The organism is Hahella sp. NS-SX17 (genome assembly GCF_057367735.1).
Genome location: NZ_CM170632.1, coordinates 3,071,546 through 3,088,423, shown reverse-complemented (window position 1 = coordinate 3,088,423; position 16,878 = coordinate 3,071,546). Strand labels below are relative to the sequence as shown.

Annotated in this window: 11 protein-coding genes; 4 read left to right on the top strand and 7 right to left on the bottom strand. The window is 53.5% G+C overall.

Features of this window, described 5'->3' with window-relative positions:
• The first annotated feature begins 362 nt into the window (after positions 1–362).
• Positions 363–1,694 carry an aminodeoxychorismate synthase component I gene (gene pabB / locus AC2IBB_RS13925; RefSeq protein ID WP_486333438.1) on the top strand — a complete coding sequence of 444 codons (1,332 nt, stop codon included), beginning with the start codon at positions 363–365 and terminating at the stop codon, positions 1,692–1,694.
• Here the strand turns inward: pabB and thrH are convergent.
• The gene (thrH, locus tag AC2IBB_RS13920; protein ID WP_486333437.1) at positions 1,691–2,305 is read right to left on the bottom strand and encodes a bifunctional phosphoserine phosphatase/homoserine phosphotransferase ThrH; all 615 of its coding nucleotides are present in this window, start codon (positions 2,303–2,305) and stop codon (positions 1,691–1,693) included. The genes pabB and thrH overlap by 4 nt on opposite strands.
• A 1,217-nt stretch (positions 2,306–3,522) precedes the next feature.
• On the opposite strand from thrH, the gene AC2IBB_RS13915 reads away from it, so the two are divergent.
• A complete protein-coding gene (locus tag AC2IBB_RS13915; protein ID WP_486333436.1) occupies positions 3,523–4,248 on the top strand; it encodes a phosphoadenylyl-sulfate reductase in 726 nt (241 codons plus the stop codon).
• A gap of 26 nt (positions 4,249–4,274) precedes the next feature.
• On the opposite strand, the gene cysB is transcribed toward AC2IBB_RS13915, so the two are convergent.
• Positions 4,275–5,249: an HTH-type transcriptional regulator CysB gene (cysB, locus tag AC2IBB_RS13910; RefSeq protein ID WP_486333435.1), complete on the bottom strand. Its 975-nt coding sequence runs from the start codon at positions 5,247–5,249 to the stop codon at positions 4,275–4,277.
• A 142-nt stretch (positions 5,250–5,391) separates the two neighbouring features.
• Here cysB and AC2IBB_RS13905 point away from each other — a divergent pair, with 142 nt between their 5' ends.
• On the top strand, positions 5,392–6,162 hold the full coding sequence (locus tag AC2IBB_RS13905) for a sulfite exporter TauE/SafE family protein (protein WP_486333434.1): 771 nt from the start codon (positions 5,392–5,394) through the stop codon (positions 6,160–6,162).
• A 170-nt stretch (positions 6,163–6,332) separates the two neighbouring features.
• Entirely contained in the window at positions 6,333–9,020 is a 2,688-nt protein-coding gene (locus AC2IBB_RS13900) for a winged helix-turn-helix domain-containing protein (RefSeq protein ID WP_486333433.1), read from the top strand.
• A 297-nt stretch (positions 9,021–9,317) separates the two neighbouring features.
• On the opposite strand, the gene dinG is transcribed toward AC2IBB_RS13900, so the two are convergent.
• The 5 genes from dinG to AC2IBB_RS13875 all read right to left on the bottom strand — a co-directional run bounded on the left by dinG (position 9,318) and on the right by AC2IBB_RS13875 (position 16,562).
• Positions 9,318–11,474: an ATP-dependent DNA helicase DinG gene (gene dinG, locus AC2IBB_RS13895; protein ID WP_486333432.1), complete on the bottom strand. Its 2,157-nt coding sequence runs from the start codon at positions 11,472–11,474 to the stop codon at positions 9,318–9,320.
• 6 nt (positions 11,475–11,480) lie between these two features.
• Positions 11,481–12,278, bottom strand: coding sequence for a general secretion pathway protein GspB (locus AC2IBB_RS13890; protein ID WP_486333431.1), 798 nt, complete (start codon positions 12,276–12,278; stop codon positions 11,481–11,483).
• A 9-nt stretch (positions 12,279–12,287) separates the two neighbouring features.
• Positions 12,288–14,096, bottom strand: coding sequence for an ExeA family protein (locus tag AC2IBB_RS13885; protein WP_486333430.1), 1,809 nt, complete (start codon positions 14,094–14,096; stop codon positions 12,288–12,290).
• A gap of 128 nt (positions 14,097–14,224) precedes the next feature.
• Entirely contained in the window at positions 14,225–15,664 is a 1,440-nt protein-coding gene (locus AC2IBB_RS13880; protein ID WP_486333429.1) for a DUF3336 domain-containing protein, read from the bottom strand.
• A 172-nt stretch (positions 15,665–15,836) separates the two neighbouring features.
• Positions 15,837–16,562 (bottom strand): MlaA family lipoprotein, encoded by a 726-nt coding sequence (locus AC2IBB_RS13875; RefSeq protein WP_486333428.1) that lies wholly within the window; start codon positions 16,560–16,562, stop codon positions 15,837–15,839.
• Positions 16,563–16,878: the final 316 nt, after the last annotated feature.

The window sequence follows — 16,878 nt, the reverse complement described above, 5'->3', positions numbered from 1 at the left end:
ATATACGGCCCGGCAAAGCCCCCGCAAAAGCGCCTCCCAACAGGAAAACGATGTTGAATCCCCTCTTCACTTAAAACTCAGCTAAAAAACGGAATCCGGTTGTCTTAGAGAATAGAAGGCGCATCGTTTGGGACTTAAAAGCGTGAGCAACTTCAAATATGCGCTCGCTAACACTACAATTCCGCAGTCTTTTGAGACCACTCAAACCAATAGACGTATGACAATAAGAAATCCGACCGAGAAACGCCGCCGTGCGACTGCCTGAAAGTTGGTAGCCGGAGGAGTAGAATGTCGGATTAATGAGCCAGTGGCGCTTATCGGGCGCCAAAAGGGGCGCTTTTTAACCAGGCCAATATTTGTTGATGTCAGTTTTCACCATTCCCTACGCAGACTATAACGCCGTCATTCACCTGTTATCTTCACGCCCAGGATTCTGCTGGCTGGACGCTCAAACTCAAGAAGGACGCGCTTTCGAAATAATCGCCTGCGATCCGGAGTGGATGACGAACAGCAAAGGGGACTCCCTCTTTCTCAGTCGCCGCGACAAGCCGGAGACGCCGATTGCTTACACCGACTTACTGGCGCTCGCGCAACAATCTCGCCAACCTCTTCCCTCGCCTTGTTTTCAAGGCGGCCTGATTGGGTTCATCAGTTATGAGTTTGGACGTAATCAATTACTTGGAGACCGCCATTGGCGCCAACAATCCGGTTTTCCTTCCGTCTGCGTCGGCGCTTATGACCATTATTTGGTGGTGGAACACGATAAAAAGGCCATCACTGGCGTCGGCGGACCAGACTTTCAGGCGCTACTGCTGGAAGAACGCCCCACCGCAGCGCCCTTCAGCGTCACCCGCGCTATTTCTCCAGACTGGAACTACGAGCAGTACGCGAACGAATTCGCCAGAATCAAAGAATATATTCTCGCCGGAGACTGTTATCAGATAAACCTGACGCAACGCTTTTCCGGCGCTTACTCAGGCGACCCGTTGGACGCATACATTAAAGTCAGACAGGCGGCGAAGGCGCCCTATTCCGCCTTTTTCCGCAGTGGCCAAGGCGACCTGCTGTGCTTTTCCCCAGAGAAGTTTCTTACGATTGAGGGGCGCAATGTCGTCACCAAGCCCATCAAAGGCACCCGTCCACGAGGCCCGAATCCCGCTGAAGACTCTCGTCAAATTGAAGATCTGACTTCCAGCCCTAAGGACCGCGCCGAAAATGTGATGATTGTAGACTTATTGCGTAATGACCTGGGTAAGATATCAACGACCGGCAGCGTCAAAGTAGAAAAGCTCTGCGCTCTGGAAACCTATAGCAATGTCCATCACTTGGTCAGCACGGTAACCTCTGTCCTCCGTGATGACGTGTCCCCCTTCGCCGCCTTGATATCCTGCTCGCCGGGAGGATCGATTACAGGCGCCCCAAAAAAGCGGGCCATGGAGATCATTGATGAGCTGGAAGGGTATGCGCGCAGCGTTTACTGCGGCAGTGTATTTTATCTATCCAATGACGGGCGTATGGACAGCAATATCGCCATCCGCACCATGACCTGCCAACAAGGCGACATGCACGTATGGGGCGGCGGCGGCATCGTGGCGGATTCCAACTGTCTTGCTGAATACAATGAGTCTGTTGTGAAAATAAGACATATTGTAGAGGCGCTTGGCGGAGATCTGCCCGGAAAAGACGAAGTCTAGTCCGAAACCTGGCGGCTGGCTTTTATAAACTCCGTACGCAATTCGTCGTAGGTATGCACCGCCGGATACTGCGGAAATTCAGAAATAACCTGATCCGGGGCTTTAAACAGAATACCGGCGTCCGCTTCCGCCAGCATAGTGGTGTCGTTGTAGGAATCCCCCGCTGCAATGACACGATAATTCAAGCCATGAAACGCCCGCACCGCCATCCTTTTGGGATCTTGTTGACGCAGCAAATAGTTCGTCACTTTACCGCTCCCGTCAGTCTCCAGGCGATGGCATAACAATGTCGGCCAGCCCAGTTTCTCCATTAATGGCATGGCGAATTCATAAAAGGTATCGGACAAAATCACCACCTGGAATCGACGGCGCAGCCAGGCGACAAACTCATGCGCCCCAGGAAGCGGTTCCAGTGTGGCGATAACAGCCTGTATATCCGGTAGCCCATAGCCATGCTCATCCAGGATTTTCAAACGCTGCTTCATCAGCACATCGTAGTCCGGGATATCCCGGGTCGTCTCACGCAATGCTTTTATCCCGGTTTTTTCGGCGAAGGCGATCCATATCTCGGGTATCAACACTCCTTCCAAATCCAGACACGCTAATTCCACGACTCACTCCTTTCATCTTTATTCACTTAAAAGCTGCAGAGACAAACCTCTACGCCGCTCTTTTAAAGCGTGACGCCGCACCCCGCAGCAGCCCAGGCCAGTGCTGCGCTCCTTGAAAAAAACGCCTTAATCATAAGGGTTTAGCAAGGGGTTGCATATTTGATGAATAAAGCTAAAATCGACTAAAGATGTAAACAAGATTTCACAAAAGTTTACGAAAAAAATAACAAGATAAAACTATGAGAGGAGAGTCTGATGTACATCAGCACAAAGAAGCTTGCCGGCTTGGTTGCGTTTAATGCGTTAGGATTAACTCTAACGCTGGTGCTGGCGAATCAAATTATTTAGTTACCTCTAACCTCGTATCATTAGCTATGCCCCGGTTCATAGTCCGGGGCTGTTCCATGATGTCTCAGTAACGCATCCCCCCTTCGTTTAGCTGGCCAACTGCTTTCCGCTCCCCATCATTCGAATCAAACTGATCTGCGCAATTCTCACCGAACGAAACGCCAAATTAGTTGATAATGCGTTTGGCTGGTCACAGCAAATCGTCCCGGCTGCAGGCATATTGCTACCTTTATTTAAGCCCCGATTTTAACTCCATCGTTTCGGTTACAAGTCTTTACAGTCATACATAGAGACACACCTAATCCAATTGGTCTATACTGAATTTACGGTGGTGATAAACCCTTGCAGAAGCAGCCACCGACAGAATTAGGAGGCCCCGAACGCCTCCTTTTTTCTTTTTTGGCCTTCCATGAATGACTCGGCCCTCAACTTTCACTCCATCTGACCTACGTTTCATACTCGCCTTAGGGAGCAGCATTATAGCTCCAGCCAACAAATAGCTTCCTATTACTGACTGCGCATAACAGGCCCGGTTTCACGTCGGACGGACGCATCCACGAGAGGCCGGATTATTGGCGTGACGGGATAAAGTCGACTGTTTTCATGAGGCATTATTTTGTTCTTGGTCTACACTTTCTCTCGTAGTGACACATACCTGTTGTGTCAACAGCTTAGAATCAAATATTGGGAGGCCTTCCGGCCTCCTCTTTTTTGTCCGCCCACCTCCGCCACCCTGTTTTTAGTTCGCCAGAACACTGCGCGTTGGTCTTTGTTTTTGTTCTTTAGATATAAGTCTTTATTATTTTTAGCACTATCAACAATTTGTTAGCCTACAGGCGTTTAATTTCTCTGCTACAAGGCGCCAGGTGATGACACCCAAATCTGTTGTAAAGGAGCTCGCCAGGGAGATGGAAGAGTGGAGTCCCAAGGAAGTCATACGTAAAGCCCTGGAGCTTTACGACAATATCGCAATTTCATTCAGCGGCGCGGAAGATGTCGTCCTGATCGAAATCGCCAGCAAGCTGAAAAAGAACATCCAGGTATTTACGCTGGACACAGGTCGCCTGCACCCGGAAACCTATCGATTTATCGAGAAAGTACGGGATCACTATAACCTGCAAATTGAAGCGCTTTCGCCTGATGCGGAAGACGTACAACGCCTGGTAAAGGAAAAAGGGCTATTCAGCTTTTATAAAGACGGTCATTCCGAGTGTTGCGGCATCCGCAAGGTGGAGCCACTACGCCGTAAGCTTGCGACAGTCGACGCCTGGGTCACCGGACAAAGAAAAGACCAAAGCCCCAGCACGCGTAACAATGTGGCGCTGATTGAGGAAGACTCCGCATTTAGCGCCCCCGATCGTCCTTTGATTAAGTTCAACCCATTGGCGAACTGGACGTCGCAGGATGTATGGAACTACATCCGTATGTTCGATGTTCCCTACAATGAATTACACGCCAAAGGATTCATCAGCATCGGCTGCGAACCCTGCACGCGACCAGTGCTGCCTAATCAGCATGAGCGTGAAGGACGATGGTGGTGGGAAGAGTCCACTATCAAAGAGTGTGGACTGCATGCAGGCAACCTCAAGCGCTGAAGCCCGCCGCCTGCCCACCCTGACGTTTAATACGTGGGCAGGCTGATACTATCGAAAAGCTCTTCGATTTCTGCTTTAGAAGTCTTCTGTGACGCCTGATCCACCAAGTCTCTGGTCAGGTGAGGCGCAAAGCGCTGGATAAATTCGTACATGTAACCACGAATGAAAGTGCCGCGCCGAAACCCGATTTTCGTCGTGCTGGGACGAAACAGTTTACTAGCGTCCAAGGCCACCAAATCAGAGTCCGCTACCGGGTCATACGCCATGCGGGCGATAATGCCCACACCCAGCCCTAGTCTGACATAGGTCTTAATGACGTCTGCGTCCGCCGCCGTAAACACCACTTTCGGCGTCAGTCCCTTTTCACTGAACGCTTCATCCAGTTTGGAGCGCCCCGTAAACCCAAAAACATACGTCACAATGGGAAAAGCCGCCACATCTTCAATTTCGAGCTTCTTCTTCTCCGCCAGAGGATGATTTTTCGGAACCACTACGCATCGGTTCCACCGGTAGCAGGGGATCATGATCAGATCGGAGAAATGCTCCAACGCCTCTGTCGCGATGGCGAAATCCACAGTGCCATCCGCCGCCATTTCCGCAATCTGCATGGGCGTCCCCTGATGCATGTGTAAAGACACTTCAGGATACTCCTGAATAAAACTGCGAATAATGGACGGCAGTGCGTAACGCGCCTGCGTATGGGTGGTGGCGATACTCAGGTCGCCTTTGCGTTGATTGCTGAACTCCTGCGCGATCTGCTTGATGCCGTCGACCTTACGCAAAATCTCACCGGCGACTTTAATGATGGTCTCTCCCGCCGGCGTCACCCTGGTCAGATGTTTGCCGCTGCGGGAGAAGATCTCCACGCCCAACTCGTCCTCCAACAGACGGATTTGTTTGCTGATGCCGGGTTGTGAGGTGTAAAGACTCTGAGCGGTGGCGGACACGTTGAGGTCATGATGGGCGACTTCCCATATGTACCTCAGCTGTTGCAGTTTCATTGAATGGTCTCCTTGCAGCCCGGCGTTATTATAATTGGAGATAAAAATATAAATAAATATTCTTTTTAAGAATAGATAAATCTAGCTAGATTGGCCAAATAATTCTTGGCTTATTACGCATTTGTTAGTTTAGACCATCTTTATGGAAATTCTTTTATATATTGTCGCCGGGGCCGGCGTTGGCTTTTTGGTCGGTTTAACAGGCGTCGGCGGCGGTTCATTGATGACGCCTCTACTGATTCTATTCGGCTTTCCCGCGCACACGGCGATCGGCACCGATCTGCTCTACGCCGCTATCACCAAATCTGGCGGCGTGGTCACTCACGCCCGCAGCGGCACCGTAAATTGGAGGCTGGCGGCCACCTTGGGCGCCGGCAGTATTCCCGCCTCTATCGTAACGACGCAAATTCTCGCGCACTATTTCCCTCACCCGGAAGCGTATAAACACCTGTTGACCACCAGCCTGGGATTGATGCTGATCGTCACCGCCGCTGTGCTTCTGTTTAAGGACCGCTTGCTGCGCGCCAGCTCCGGGGCGACTGTCATGAGCGACGAGCGACGCGCCGGAGTCACCGTATTTATGGGCGTCATCCTGGGCGTGTTTGTGACATTGTCCTCCGTCGGCGCAGGCGCTATCGGCACAGCCCTGCTCATGCTGCTTTATCCCGCTTTGTCTTCGTCTCGCGTCGTCGGTACGGATCTCGCTCACGCCGTTCCCCTGACCTTCATTGCCGGCCTCGGACACATGCAGTTGGGGAACATAGACTACTATCTGCTGGGCAGTCTGTTGATCGGCTCTCTGCCTGCGATCCATTTCGGGACCGCCCTGGCTAAACGGATGCCTTCGGCGGTGCTGCGCCCCGCCCTGGCGAGCATGTTATTGATCATCGGCGTCAAATACGCGTTCTTCTGAAGCTTGACGCCAACAGTTAACGCCTCTGTACATCCCTTACCCCGCTAAAGAGTTGAATCTAACGGGGTTTGGCGCGCATATTTCATTGATTTAATTGAGTTCAGTTGACAAGTTTTCAGTTTCCATAAAGACTGAAACCCGCTCTAGACCATACTGATTGCACTCTGCGCATGATCGTTCTCGAAACCAAACTTTTCCCGCTTCGCCTCGACGACAGCCTGTTAACGCGCCAGCGCCTGCTTCGCAGTATCGGCGCGCCCGGCAGCGCCCGCTTTATTGGTCTCGTTGCGCCCGCCGGCTTTGGAAAATCCACCTTGGCGCGGCAATGGACGCAGACTCATCATGCGCTTAGCAGTTGGATCTCGCTCGATCCCACGGACAATTCCGCCTCTACGTTCTGGAGCTATGTCCTGGAAGGATTGCGTCGTAACGGCTTGGAGGATGCCAGGGAGCTGCGCGCGCAGTTACTGGAAACGGCGCACGCCAACGCCAGAGTGCTGGTGACCGCGTTAATCAACCAGCTCCACCAGAATCAGGATCGCCACTTTGTACTGGTTCTCGACGACTTGCATCACATCGCCAACAAGGACATTTTCGACGGCTTGATCTATTTGGTGGACTTCGCTCCCGCGAACTTCACCTTGGTCGTCACGTCCCGCAACGAACCGCCATTTCCTCTCGCTCGCTGGAAGGTGAAGCGCTACGCCAAACTGCTCTATTCCGCAGACCTGGTGTTCGACTCGCAAGAGGTCGCTGACTTATTCGCCCTCGCATTGGACGTCAAAGTCAGTCCTGAAGCTGCGGCTCGCGTCGTTGGCTCCACCGGCGGCTGGGCGGCGGCGTTGCAATTGTTGTCGCAAGCGGACTTAAAACGGGCGGACGGAGCCTTATCGAACGAAAAATTTGAGCAGGCGTTAGCCCAGGCGAAGAGAGAAATCGACGACTACGTCGCTCAGGAAGTACTGGACGATCTACCGTCTCATCTGCGTGAGTTCATACTGGAAATGGCGAGCGCGCCTCGCTTTGACGCACCGCTATGCAATCAGGTCAGAAGCGCTCAGGACAGCCATCAGATATTGCAAGAGCTGGAAGCGCGCAATCTATTTCTGATTCCTCTGGATGACGCTGGCCAATGGTTTCGTTTCCATGAGTTGTTCCGTGACGGCGCATTACACTACTTGAGACAGCGCCAGCCGCAAGTTCACCTACAGCACTGCCGCAAGGTCGTGCGAGCCTGCCTGGAGCGCCGACTCTATTTGGAGTCCGTGCAGTTGATCATGCATATTCAGGCCTGGGACCTGCTGCAATCCACACTGGAGAGTATCGGCAACCAACTGGTCCGGCAGGGATACCACCTCTACATCATTGAATGGCTTAATGACGCCCCGCAAGAGCTACTTGGCCAGTCACTGCGTCTGCAGCTGCTGAAAATATGGTGTCTGCTTTACGACAACCAGTTCGCCGCCATTCCCGATCTGGTGGAAGCGGTGAAGAAGCACCCTTTGCTGCCCGAGCAGGATGATACCGTGCGCCATGAGTTGCGCCTGCTGGAAGCCTACGCCGCGCGGAGCCGTAAGGACATCCAGACCGCCAGCGCGCTGACGCAGTCTGTCTTGCAGGATCTGGAGCAAATCAATGCGCCTATAAAATCTCTGGCCTATTTCGGTCTTGGCAACGATTACTATGGCCTGGGGCGCCTGGATGACGCCATGACGGCTTTAAAGGAAGCAGTGACGCTGGGCAAACTGGAACAACGCTTCTCCACCGTGCTTTCCAGCCTGGGGCTGCTGTTATGGATCATGCAGATCAAAGGGGAGTTCCTCCATGCGATCAACCTGTTCCGGCAAACCGAACTCTGGGTGCAGAGCTATCATAAGGACGGCCCTGAACCAAACATTGTCTCCTGTTGGCTCAACAGTTCGCTGGTGCTGATCCATTGCGCCTTGGGCAACCTTGAGCACGCCGAGCGTTTTCTCAAACCCATGCTCCCATTCGTCGAGAACGCCGAGCCGCAACAGAAGTTAATCACTTATTACACCTGGGCGGAGTTCAATAGACATTGCGGCGATCATTCACAAGCGCTGCGCCACTATGAGCAGGCCTTAGCGCAGCTGGCGGGAAATCATCGTGAGTTAGCAGCCTTCGCCCCACCCGTGCTCGCAGGAAAGCTGCATTGCCTGCTGGATAAGGGAGATATAACAAGCGCAGAGTCCAGCGCAACGCCAATCATCAGCAAGCCTGCCATACCGTCTTCGCCTTTTGAGGCGATGGAGAACCTCTCAGCGCTTGCCCGCCTCTATCTGCGCCAGCAGCAATGGCGCAGCTTGCAGGAAACCGCCGAACTTATACAGGCCCTCGCCGAGAGCCACTGCTCTTCCCGTTATCAGGCGCAGGCCAAATTACTGCACGCCGCCGCCCTGGCGGGACAAAATCAGTCAGCAGCCGCACATAAGTTAATAAGCGAGGCGTTGACCCTGGGTGAAAGCAACGATTTCGTCGCCATGTTTCTGGTGGACGACGCCTATCTGAGACCGCTGTACGCCAATCTAAATATCGACGAGACAAGCCAGGCTTACCTGGAAAAGCTGTCCGTCACCTCACCTCCCCAGAATGCTGCGCCAATGCGGGAAAAAGAGCCGCAGCAACCCCAGACGGAAGGTTTACCGGAAGAATTAAGCAAGCGGGAAATGGAGGTGTTGACGCTGATTTACGAGGGCCTTCCCAATAAAAAGATCGCGGATCGTCTGTTCCTGGCCCCAGCCACAGTTAAGGCGCACATACGCAATATCTACGGAAAAATTGGCGCGGCGAGCCGCACGGAAGCGCTGGCTAGGGCCCGTCATCTCGGCCTGTTGTGACTTGATACTCCCTTTTTACGCCCTATGGACGATGCGGCTACGCCCTCTCATTTTTTACGCTAGTCCCATGAATCGAATTCGCTAAAGCCTTTCATTTCGAATTCTCTTGCAGGGCTTGTCCCTGCTTTTTTTGTCTCCTTAAGAGCGCAGGAAGTTTATTTTCCTGTTTTGCGCTAGCGGCGATGTCTGACTAATGCAGCTTCGAAATCGCCGCCCCTTTTTCCGGCCGCTTCGGCACTTCAAACAAGCCCCATACCCCGGCGCCGCACAAAAGGATGTATGAGCTTCTTTTTAAGCTTAGGATTCGCTGGCGGTCGGCTGACGAATATCCGCCGAGACCACTTTGTATGGCGGCAATGCCTTGAGAATGACGCGTCCATAGGAGCGTGTCCATAAACGACGGTCCATAATCGAGATTTTACCGCTGTCCCTCTCACTGCGCAGCAAGCGTCCACATGCCTGCAACAAACGCGTGATCGCGTCGGGCAACACTACCTGATTGAATGGATTGCCGCCCTTGGATTTCAGCCACTCCGCATAAGTCGCCTCCACCGGATCATCAGGCACTGCAAAAGGAAGCTTCGCAATGATGACGTGCTTGAGATAATCTCCAGGCAGGTCCAGTCCCTCAGCGAAACTGGCCAGACCAAAGAGTACACTGCCCTTGTTTTCATCCACTCGCGAACGGTGATTATCTATCAGCTGGCCTTTGTTGCCGGAATCCTGGGTTATGATCAGTTTCCCCAGTTTAGTCTCCGCCAGGGCGCGGGCGGCGAACTGCATGTGTTTTCGCGCGCTGAATAGCACCAAGGTTGCCTGCTTTTCATCAATAATGCGTAATAGCGCCTGACTCAGCATTTCCAGATAGCTTTCTGAGTCTTGCGGGTCGCGACCAAGGTCGCACAGCTCCAGAGTACAGTTGTTGTTGAAGTCGAACGGACTGTGGTGGATCGCAAAAATACTCCCATCAGGCAGACCCACCTGCCCCGCCAGACGATCAAAACGCCCCGCCACACTAAGCGTGGCCGATGTCAGCACGCAGCCAAACGCCCGTGACCACAAGCGTTTCCGCAGCAGGTGAGCCGCATTGGTAGGGCTGACGTGAACAACCACATCGCTGTCTGAATCCTTAGCCCAGGTAGTCAGCCAACGCGCTGTCGGCGTATGCCCTTCCTGCACTTCCTCACCCATGATTCGCCAGACGTCTTCAAGGTTCTCCACTTGCGACTGGTATACAGACAACGCCATCACCGCCTGATCGTACGCCTGCCGTTGCGCGCCGCCCTGCTGCTCTTTCTCAGCAAGGTCACGCAGGCGTTTGAGCACCGCCTGCAGCTCCTTGTTCATCTCGACGACCTTATCCGCCATCGCGGCTGACAGCTTGCGCAGTTCTTCAGGAATCACACCCATGGGATAACGGTATTGAAAAGTGGCGCGCTCGTCGTTTTCCTCCCACTCAATGGTTTCATTCAGAAACCGGGCGACGGCGTCGAGGTGGTGATGCATTTCCTGCGACAGCGCCGCCATCGGGCTGACCCGGTTGGTGATCTGCTCGTCATAGGCGAACACGCTTTGTCCTTCCACCAAAGCGCGACTCAGTCCTCGTAGCATTTTCTGTGAGGATTTCAAACCGGCGCTGAAGGCGAAATGATTCAGCGCCTTATCCGCCATGTGGTGAGCTTCGTCGAAGATATAGATAGTTTCTTCCGGCGGCGGTAGAACAAAACCTCCGCCTAACGCCAAATCTGCGAATACCAGATCATGGTTCGCGACAATAATTTCCGCCTTTTCAGACTCCATCTTGGCCTTGTAGTAAGCGCACTGAGTAAAGAACGAGCAACGCTTATTCAGGCATTGCCGATGATCCGTGGTCACCGTTGACCACAGCGCGTCCTCGATAGGCTCCGGGGCGCTATCCCAGTCTCCGCTCCATCCTTTGTCCACCATCCAGTTCATAAAACGCTGATAGGCTTCAGCATCTACATCCTGCCCGCTGCTTTCCTGCGGACCGTCCAGCAGCAGAATGCCTTGCTCTTGGCCAGCCAGGTACGAATCAAGCTTATGCAGACAAATATAACGCCCGCGCCCCTTCGCCAGCGCTACTTTGAACTCAAGGTCCGTGTGCTCCGCCAGTAACGGCAACTCCCGCTGCACGACTTGTTGCTGCAGGGTCACTGTGGCGGTGGAAATGACGATTTTCTTGCGCAGCGCCGCCGCGAACGGAATGGAGGCCATCAAATAGGCCAGGGTTTTCCCCGTGCCAGTGCCGGCCTCCACCACACAGGTAGTTGCGTCGTTGCTACGGCGGAACTCGCCGTCCAGTTCGATGGAGGACAGATAACGCGCTATCTCAGCGATCATATGCCGCTGCCCGGAGCGGGGCTTGATGTTACGGGCGGCGATATACTTTCGATAGGCGGACTGAATCTGCTCCTTTATACCTTCACTAACCATGCTCGCCTAACTTTCGGGAGCCCAGTTACGGATGACGGGAATCCAGAATAACTGGCCGCCTTTATCCAGCACTACGCCGTTTTCGGTAATCTGATACACCTTCAGGCCGGAAAAGCGTTGTCCCTCCCGAAGATAGTTGTTGTTAATCATGATTCTACGATCATCCGCATTGGCGCTATAGATATGACTGTTAAATTCCATTGCTGGAATCTGTTGTTGAAAGGCCGCGCTCAATTCTGAAATATTGGGGTACTGCTCTTCCACATTCTGCGCCGCTTCGCCTGAGCCGGGCATAATCAGCGTCCTGCGCGACGAGCCGTTTGACGGCGCAATAAGCACTCCGCCGTCTGCGCCGACAGTCTCTTCTTCCCCGCCGCCAAGATCCACATAGATATCGGTATTCGAGGCGGTGTCCAGCGGCACTTTATCCACCATAAAGTCTGAGTTGCTGGCGCTAATCGGCTGCACTGGCGCCGTCTGAACGGACGCGTTTCCAGCTGCGGGCTGTGTCGGCTGAGGTTGAACAGGCGCTGTCGTAACGGGCGGTTGCGCCGTTTGAGCGGAATCAGCCTGGACGACGACAGGTTCCTTGAGGTCATCTTTTTTATCCAAGGAGCCATTCATAAAGAAGAAGGTCGCAAGCGCAATCGCGTTGAGGCTGAGCAGCAAAATGAGTATCAGGGCCCAGGGCGCCCGCTTCTCTTTACGAGGCATCATGAATGCGCCGCCTTGCACCACATCAGGCAGCTTTTCCTGATATCTTTCTGATTCGGAACGTCTCAGGGCTTCAAGTATATAGGACATGTCGTTTTCCTATGCGCGCTTGATCGGAATAAGCAGAGGCGCGGCGCTGTCAGTCCAGCTGTTTAGCATGATCAGGGTTATGGCGCCAGGGATGCCATCCGGCAATATCCCGACTTCCTGCTGAAACCAGCGCACCCGGTCTTTCAATGAGGTGTCAGGCAACGGCTCCAGCGCAGGCTTTTCGCCTTTGGACAGCCAAATCTCATTCACTCGTTTGATCTTGCCGTCGATCCACTCATTTTCGTCCTGCATTTCACCTGGCTGGATCACCATGGAGGCGTAGGGAGGCACTTTCCACAAAATGCTGTAATCGCCCTGCCAATGGCTATCCAGTTCAGCCAGGGGAATAGTATGACGCTCGCCGTCCAGTTCAATCACGGCGGATTGATCCGCCGAGACGGAGATTAGCGCAGCACTGAAGGTTTCACCGGTGTTATTCATCAATTTCAACACCGCCGGACGGTTCAATTGCAGCAGGCTGCGCCAATTACCCTGGCGATGCAGGCAACGCAGCCCCCGGGTCTCCACAAATTCACACACTAGACCGCGGGAGCCGGCGTCATCGGCCAGCCCCCAGATGTGCATGACGGACTGATACGCTTTACGGGTATTATCCCCTTTGGGTCGATATGCGCCCAGCACCTTGGAAGCGGAGGACGCCACCGGAGATACCCAGGCGGCGGGCGTCGCTGCGGCGGTAGCAGTCGCGTCGTTGGGGACCGTCTCTAACTTCGCCCCTTTCTCTTCAGACTGCAACGCGGCATCCGTCAGCGCCGCCTCTTCCCGCTGAATCTTGCCGTCGCTTTCGCCTGCGCCCGGCAAGGCGGATGCTTGCGCGACCGCGCCAATGCTCTTTTCCGGCTGACGACGATCCTGGTTCAGCGACAGTCCCAACACGAGCGTCAGGCCGCCAGCCAAAGCGCCGGCCGCAAAGCCTTTCACGATCCAGTTATCCAGCCACTTAACTGTAGCCCGTTTGTTGTTAAGGCCTATCTCTTTGCCCGCCATTTTCACCAATGCGGGAGTCACAACCTGACTGTTTTCCGAGTAAGCGCCCAACAGCGCCCGATCACAGATCAGGTTGATGATACGGGGAATGCCTCGGCTCAGCTTATAAACCTTATTGATGGCCGCGTTACTGAACAGCTCTTTGCGACAGCCTGCGACTGACAGGCGATAGCCAATATAGGCCCGTACATCTACCGGTGAGAGCGCGTCCAGGTGGTAACGAGCGGTGATGCGCTGCACCAGCTGACGCAATTCCGGCCGTTGCAGCAGCTCTTTCAGTTCCGGCTGCCCCAACAAAATTATCTGCAACAGTTTCTTTTTTTCCGTCTCCAGGTTGGTGAGCAAACGCAATTGCTCCAACACGTCCGAAGACAGGTTTTGCGCTTCATCAATCACCAGGGCAGTATGTTTGCCTGCGGCATGCGCTTTCAACAGGTGTTTATGGATGACATCTATCAGGATTTTAATGGAACATTGCGCAGGATAAGCGATATGCAGTTCGTCGCAGATCGTGGCCAGCAGCTCTCTGGCGGTAAGCTTGGGATACAGTATGAAAGCAATGTCCGTGTTTTTCGGCACCCGCTGCAGAAAACAGCGACAGGTGGTGGTCTTCCCGGTGCCGACTTCACCGGTCAGCAGCACGAAGCCCCCTTCCCGCTCAATGCCATACAACAAATGCGCCAAAGCTTCTCTGTGGCGTTCGCTCATGTAGAGATAACGAGGATCAGGCGCGATGGAAAATGGGCTTTCTTTTAAACCGAAAAACGCTTCGTACATGGAATCCAAAATTGCGCCTGTTGGCGCGGGCATAGTTACTGTCAACGCGCTAGTGTAACGCGCCGGACGGCGGAGTTAAATTATAGAAACTGCAAATTTCGGGGATTCGTCCATGAAACATACAAATTACCCGCCCGCTCTGCGGCTGCGTCCAAACATGTCTATTTAGTAACGTTCACCACCCGCAATTCCGCTTTACGCCCCTGCAGTCTGTTTTTCAGACGCTTGACGCTCTTTTCCAGAGTCAGGCTGATCTTCGAGTGCGTACGGATCATGGAAATTTTCGGCCAGGTGGCGCGCTCGCCTTCCAGCGCCAGGCGCTCGACCACTTCCGGGGAAGGGTTGGATAGCATTCGGCGGAAATGCCAGAAACTATAACGGGGCGCGACGGTGACGTCGCCATAGTAACGCTGCGCCAGAATTGTGTAGGCTTGACCACACAATTGCCGCAGCAGCTCAGGCTCCGCCTGCTTTCGCAAGTAGTCGAACGCGCCCATGCCATGAAACTGCATTTCCGCTTTGATCACTCGTAACGGTAACGAGGCCAGACTGATTTTCTGGTCCCGTTTCTTCATATTCATGAAGGGAACAATATGTGGATTGGTTTGACTGACAATAGAGAAGTTAATGTCATATAAATGCTTAAGTCGTTCGATTGGCAAGTCGCTCACTACTGAGCCATCCACCCAGCGCAGTTTCGGCATGTAAGGAACAATGCCGCCATTTTCGTCTTTACGCATCAACCGCACCGCCGGGAATACGCCAGGAACCGCCGACGACGCCAATGCTGCGCTCCATACCAGTAGATAGGGCGAGGTATAACCGCTGAGAAGACGCTCTTTCTGGTGGTGATGGACCGGCGACACTGAGACATTAATGCTGCGGCCAGTGCGTTGGTAGGCTTCCAGGAACGAATACTCACCGATGTTGGAGCGCAGGCATTTTTCGAGCTGCCGAATATCCATAAACCCGCGTCCGCGCAATCCATTGAATAGACCGGTCCAGCGCCAGGCTTTCAGGTTATGGCGGCTGGGCTCCAGCATTTCTGGAATCTCCGCATCAGTGTGAGTCCCCAACATGGCGGCTATCACAGCCCCCACGCTGGAGCCGGCGATGACTTGAGGCAACAGCCCCCGCTCCCAAAGCGCTTTAATGACGCCAAGGTGAAACAGGCCCAATGTGGCGCCGCCGCTCAGCAACAACGAAGGCCGTCCAAAGCTGATCGACGTATCCTTGAAGAACTCCAGCTTTTGCCTTGGAGGCAGTTCAGGGATGTCGTTGTCACAGACATAATTCAAGGCGTCACAAACCTGATTGACATACTCTTCAATCAAGTGCTTGGTGCCGATATAGCTGTGCTGATACAACAAGGCGTTCCCCATGTTGCCGAGATCATGATGGAGCCCCTCGCGCAGGCTGCGAATCAGCTTGGGGTGATCCCGCCCTTGCATGGCGTTGCGAAGCTCCATCAGGCGGTCATAGATCAGTTCATAATTATAAAGATCGCTGGCGAACGACTCCTTCCACTCCACACGGCCTTCCAGATAGTCCAGTTCCAGGGCCGCATCACGCCAAGTGGCGTAATCTCTGGCTTCCGCCATCGCCTTTCGGTACTTATGAAGCTTTGTATTTAAATATCTCGACATCATTCCCACCAGCTATTAAATCCTTAGCTTAAATATAGCTTATCGAACGGGGAGAGCCGCAAGTGGCTAAATGAGTGAGTCGCCAATGGGAGGAAGTTCAGCGGGAGACCGGCTCCCGCTTGTGGAATCAATAATCTTCGTCGAAGTCGTCAGAAGTAAAAGGATCTTCAACTTTGCCATCATTGATCAGGAATTCACGCTGCTGCAGATAGGCGTTCCTGACAAAGATATAGCGATCGCCCTGAATCAAATTCTCCGCCGGAATAATATCAGCGCGCTTGTCGACGATGCGCGTCGCGCTGGCGAAATACTTTTCCGGCTCCGGGAAGAGATATCCCACTGGGTCCGCGTAGCTGTCAGGGATACGGCCAATGGTATCGGTGATTGTGCCCGGCCCCAGAAACGGCAGCATCAGGTAGTTGCCTTGAGGCACGCCCCAATAACTGAGCGTTTGGCCAAAGTCTTCTTTATCAACGGAAATATCAAAAGCCGTGGCCACATCGAACAGACCGCCCACACCCCAGGTGCTGTTGAACATGATCCGGCTGGCGGTCGCAGCGGTTTCTCGAGGTTTCAATTGCAGGATATTGTTGGCCAGCGTCACCACATCGCCAAGGTTACCGAAAAAGTTCGTAATAGAACGATCGACGATTTCCGGGGTGACCGCCCGATAGCCTTTGGCCACTGGACGCAGGAAATAGTCATCCAGGAACTCATTAAAGGCGAAAACCTTTCTATTGTAAGATTCCCACGGGTCTTGCGGATGGGAAGCCATCGCCCCTGCCGGAGCGGCGATAGACAATAACAAAACGGCGGACAAACGCCTTGTGTGCTGCGGTTTACTCGTATCCATAAATCCCACTTAAGCGCCTTGGGGGCTCTCTATATTCATCAGTCTGGCTTAACTTCGGCGGTATTCAAGACTCTCAGAGCTTCCGTCTTCTTGCAGCGACCTCTTAGAGTCGTCGCTACGCGGAATGCTGAACTGGCCGCGGGCGCTTATTTTTATTGGACATGGCGGCGAATTGGCTCAAAGGCCTGTTTAATATGCGGGCTAACGCACATTTTTGCAACGGCCGGGCAGTCTACCTGACAAAATATCCGCTTCAAAGTAAGTATTCCTCTGTAGCCCCATACTTAGGCGCCAAAGGCTTCTACAAGTTCCCACA

Excerpts from the sequence above, each read along its gene's own strand:
- AC2IBB_RS13875 (WP_486333428.1), bottom strand. The coding sequence starts at position 16,562 with ATGGATACGAGTAAACCGCAGCACACAAGGCGTTTGTCCGCCGTTTTG.
- pabB (WP_486333438.1), top strand. The coding sequence starts at position 363 with ATGTCAGTTTTCACCATTCCCTACGCAGACTATAACGCCGTCATTCAC.
- AC2IBB_RS13885 (WP_486333430.1), bottom strand. The coding sequence starts at position 14,096 with ATGCCCGCGCCAACAGGCGCAATTTTGGATTCCATGTACGAAGCGTTT.
- AC2IBB_RS13880 (WP_486333429.1), bottom strand. The coding sequence starts at position 15,664 with ATGGCGGAAGCCAGAGATTACGCCACTTGGCGTGATGCGGCCCTGGAA.
- AC2IBB_RS13905 (WP_486333434.1), top strand. The coding sequence starts at position 5,392 with ATGGAAATTCTTTTATATATTGTCGCCGGGGCCGGCGTTGGCTTTTTG.
- cysB (WP_486333435.1), bottom strand. The coding sequence starts at position 5,249 with ATGAAACTGCAACAGCTGAGGTACATATGGGAAGTCGCCCATCATGAC.
- AC2IBB_RS13915 (WP_486333436.1), top strand. The coding sequence starts at position 3,523 with ATGACACCCAAATCTGTTGTAAAGGAGCTCGCCAGGGAGATGGAAGAG.
- AC2IBB_RS13890 (WP_486333431.1), bottom strand. The coding sequence starts at position 12,278 with ATGTCCTATATACTTGAAGCCCTGAGACGTTCCGAATCAGAAAGATAT.
- dinG (WP_486333432.1), bottom strand. The coding sequence starts at position 11,474 with ATGGTTAGTGAAGGTATAAAGGAGCAGATTCAGTCCGCCTATCGAAAG.
- AC2IBB_RS13900 (WP_486333433.1), top strand. The coding sequence starts at position 6,333 with ATGATCGTTCTCGAAACCAAACTTTTCCCGCTTCGCCTCGACGACAGC.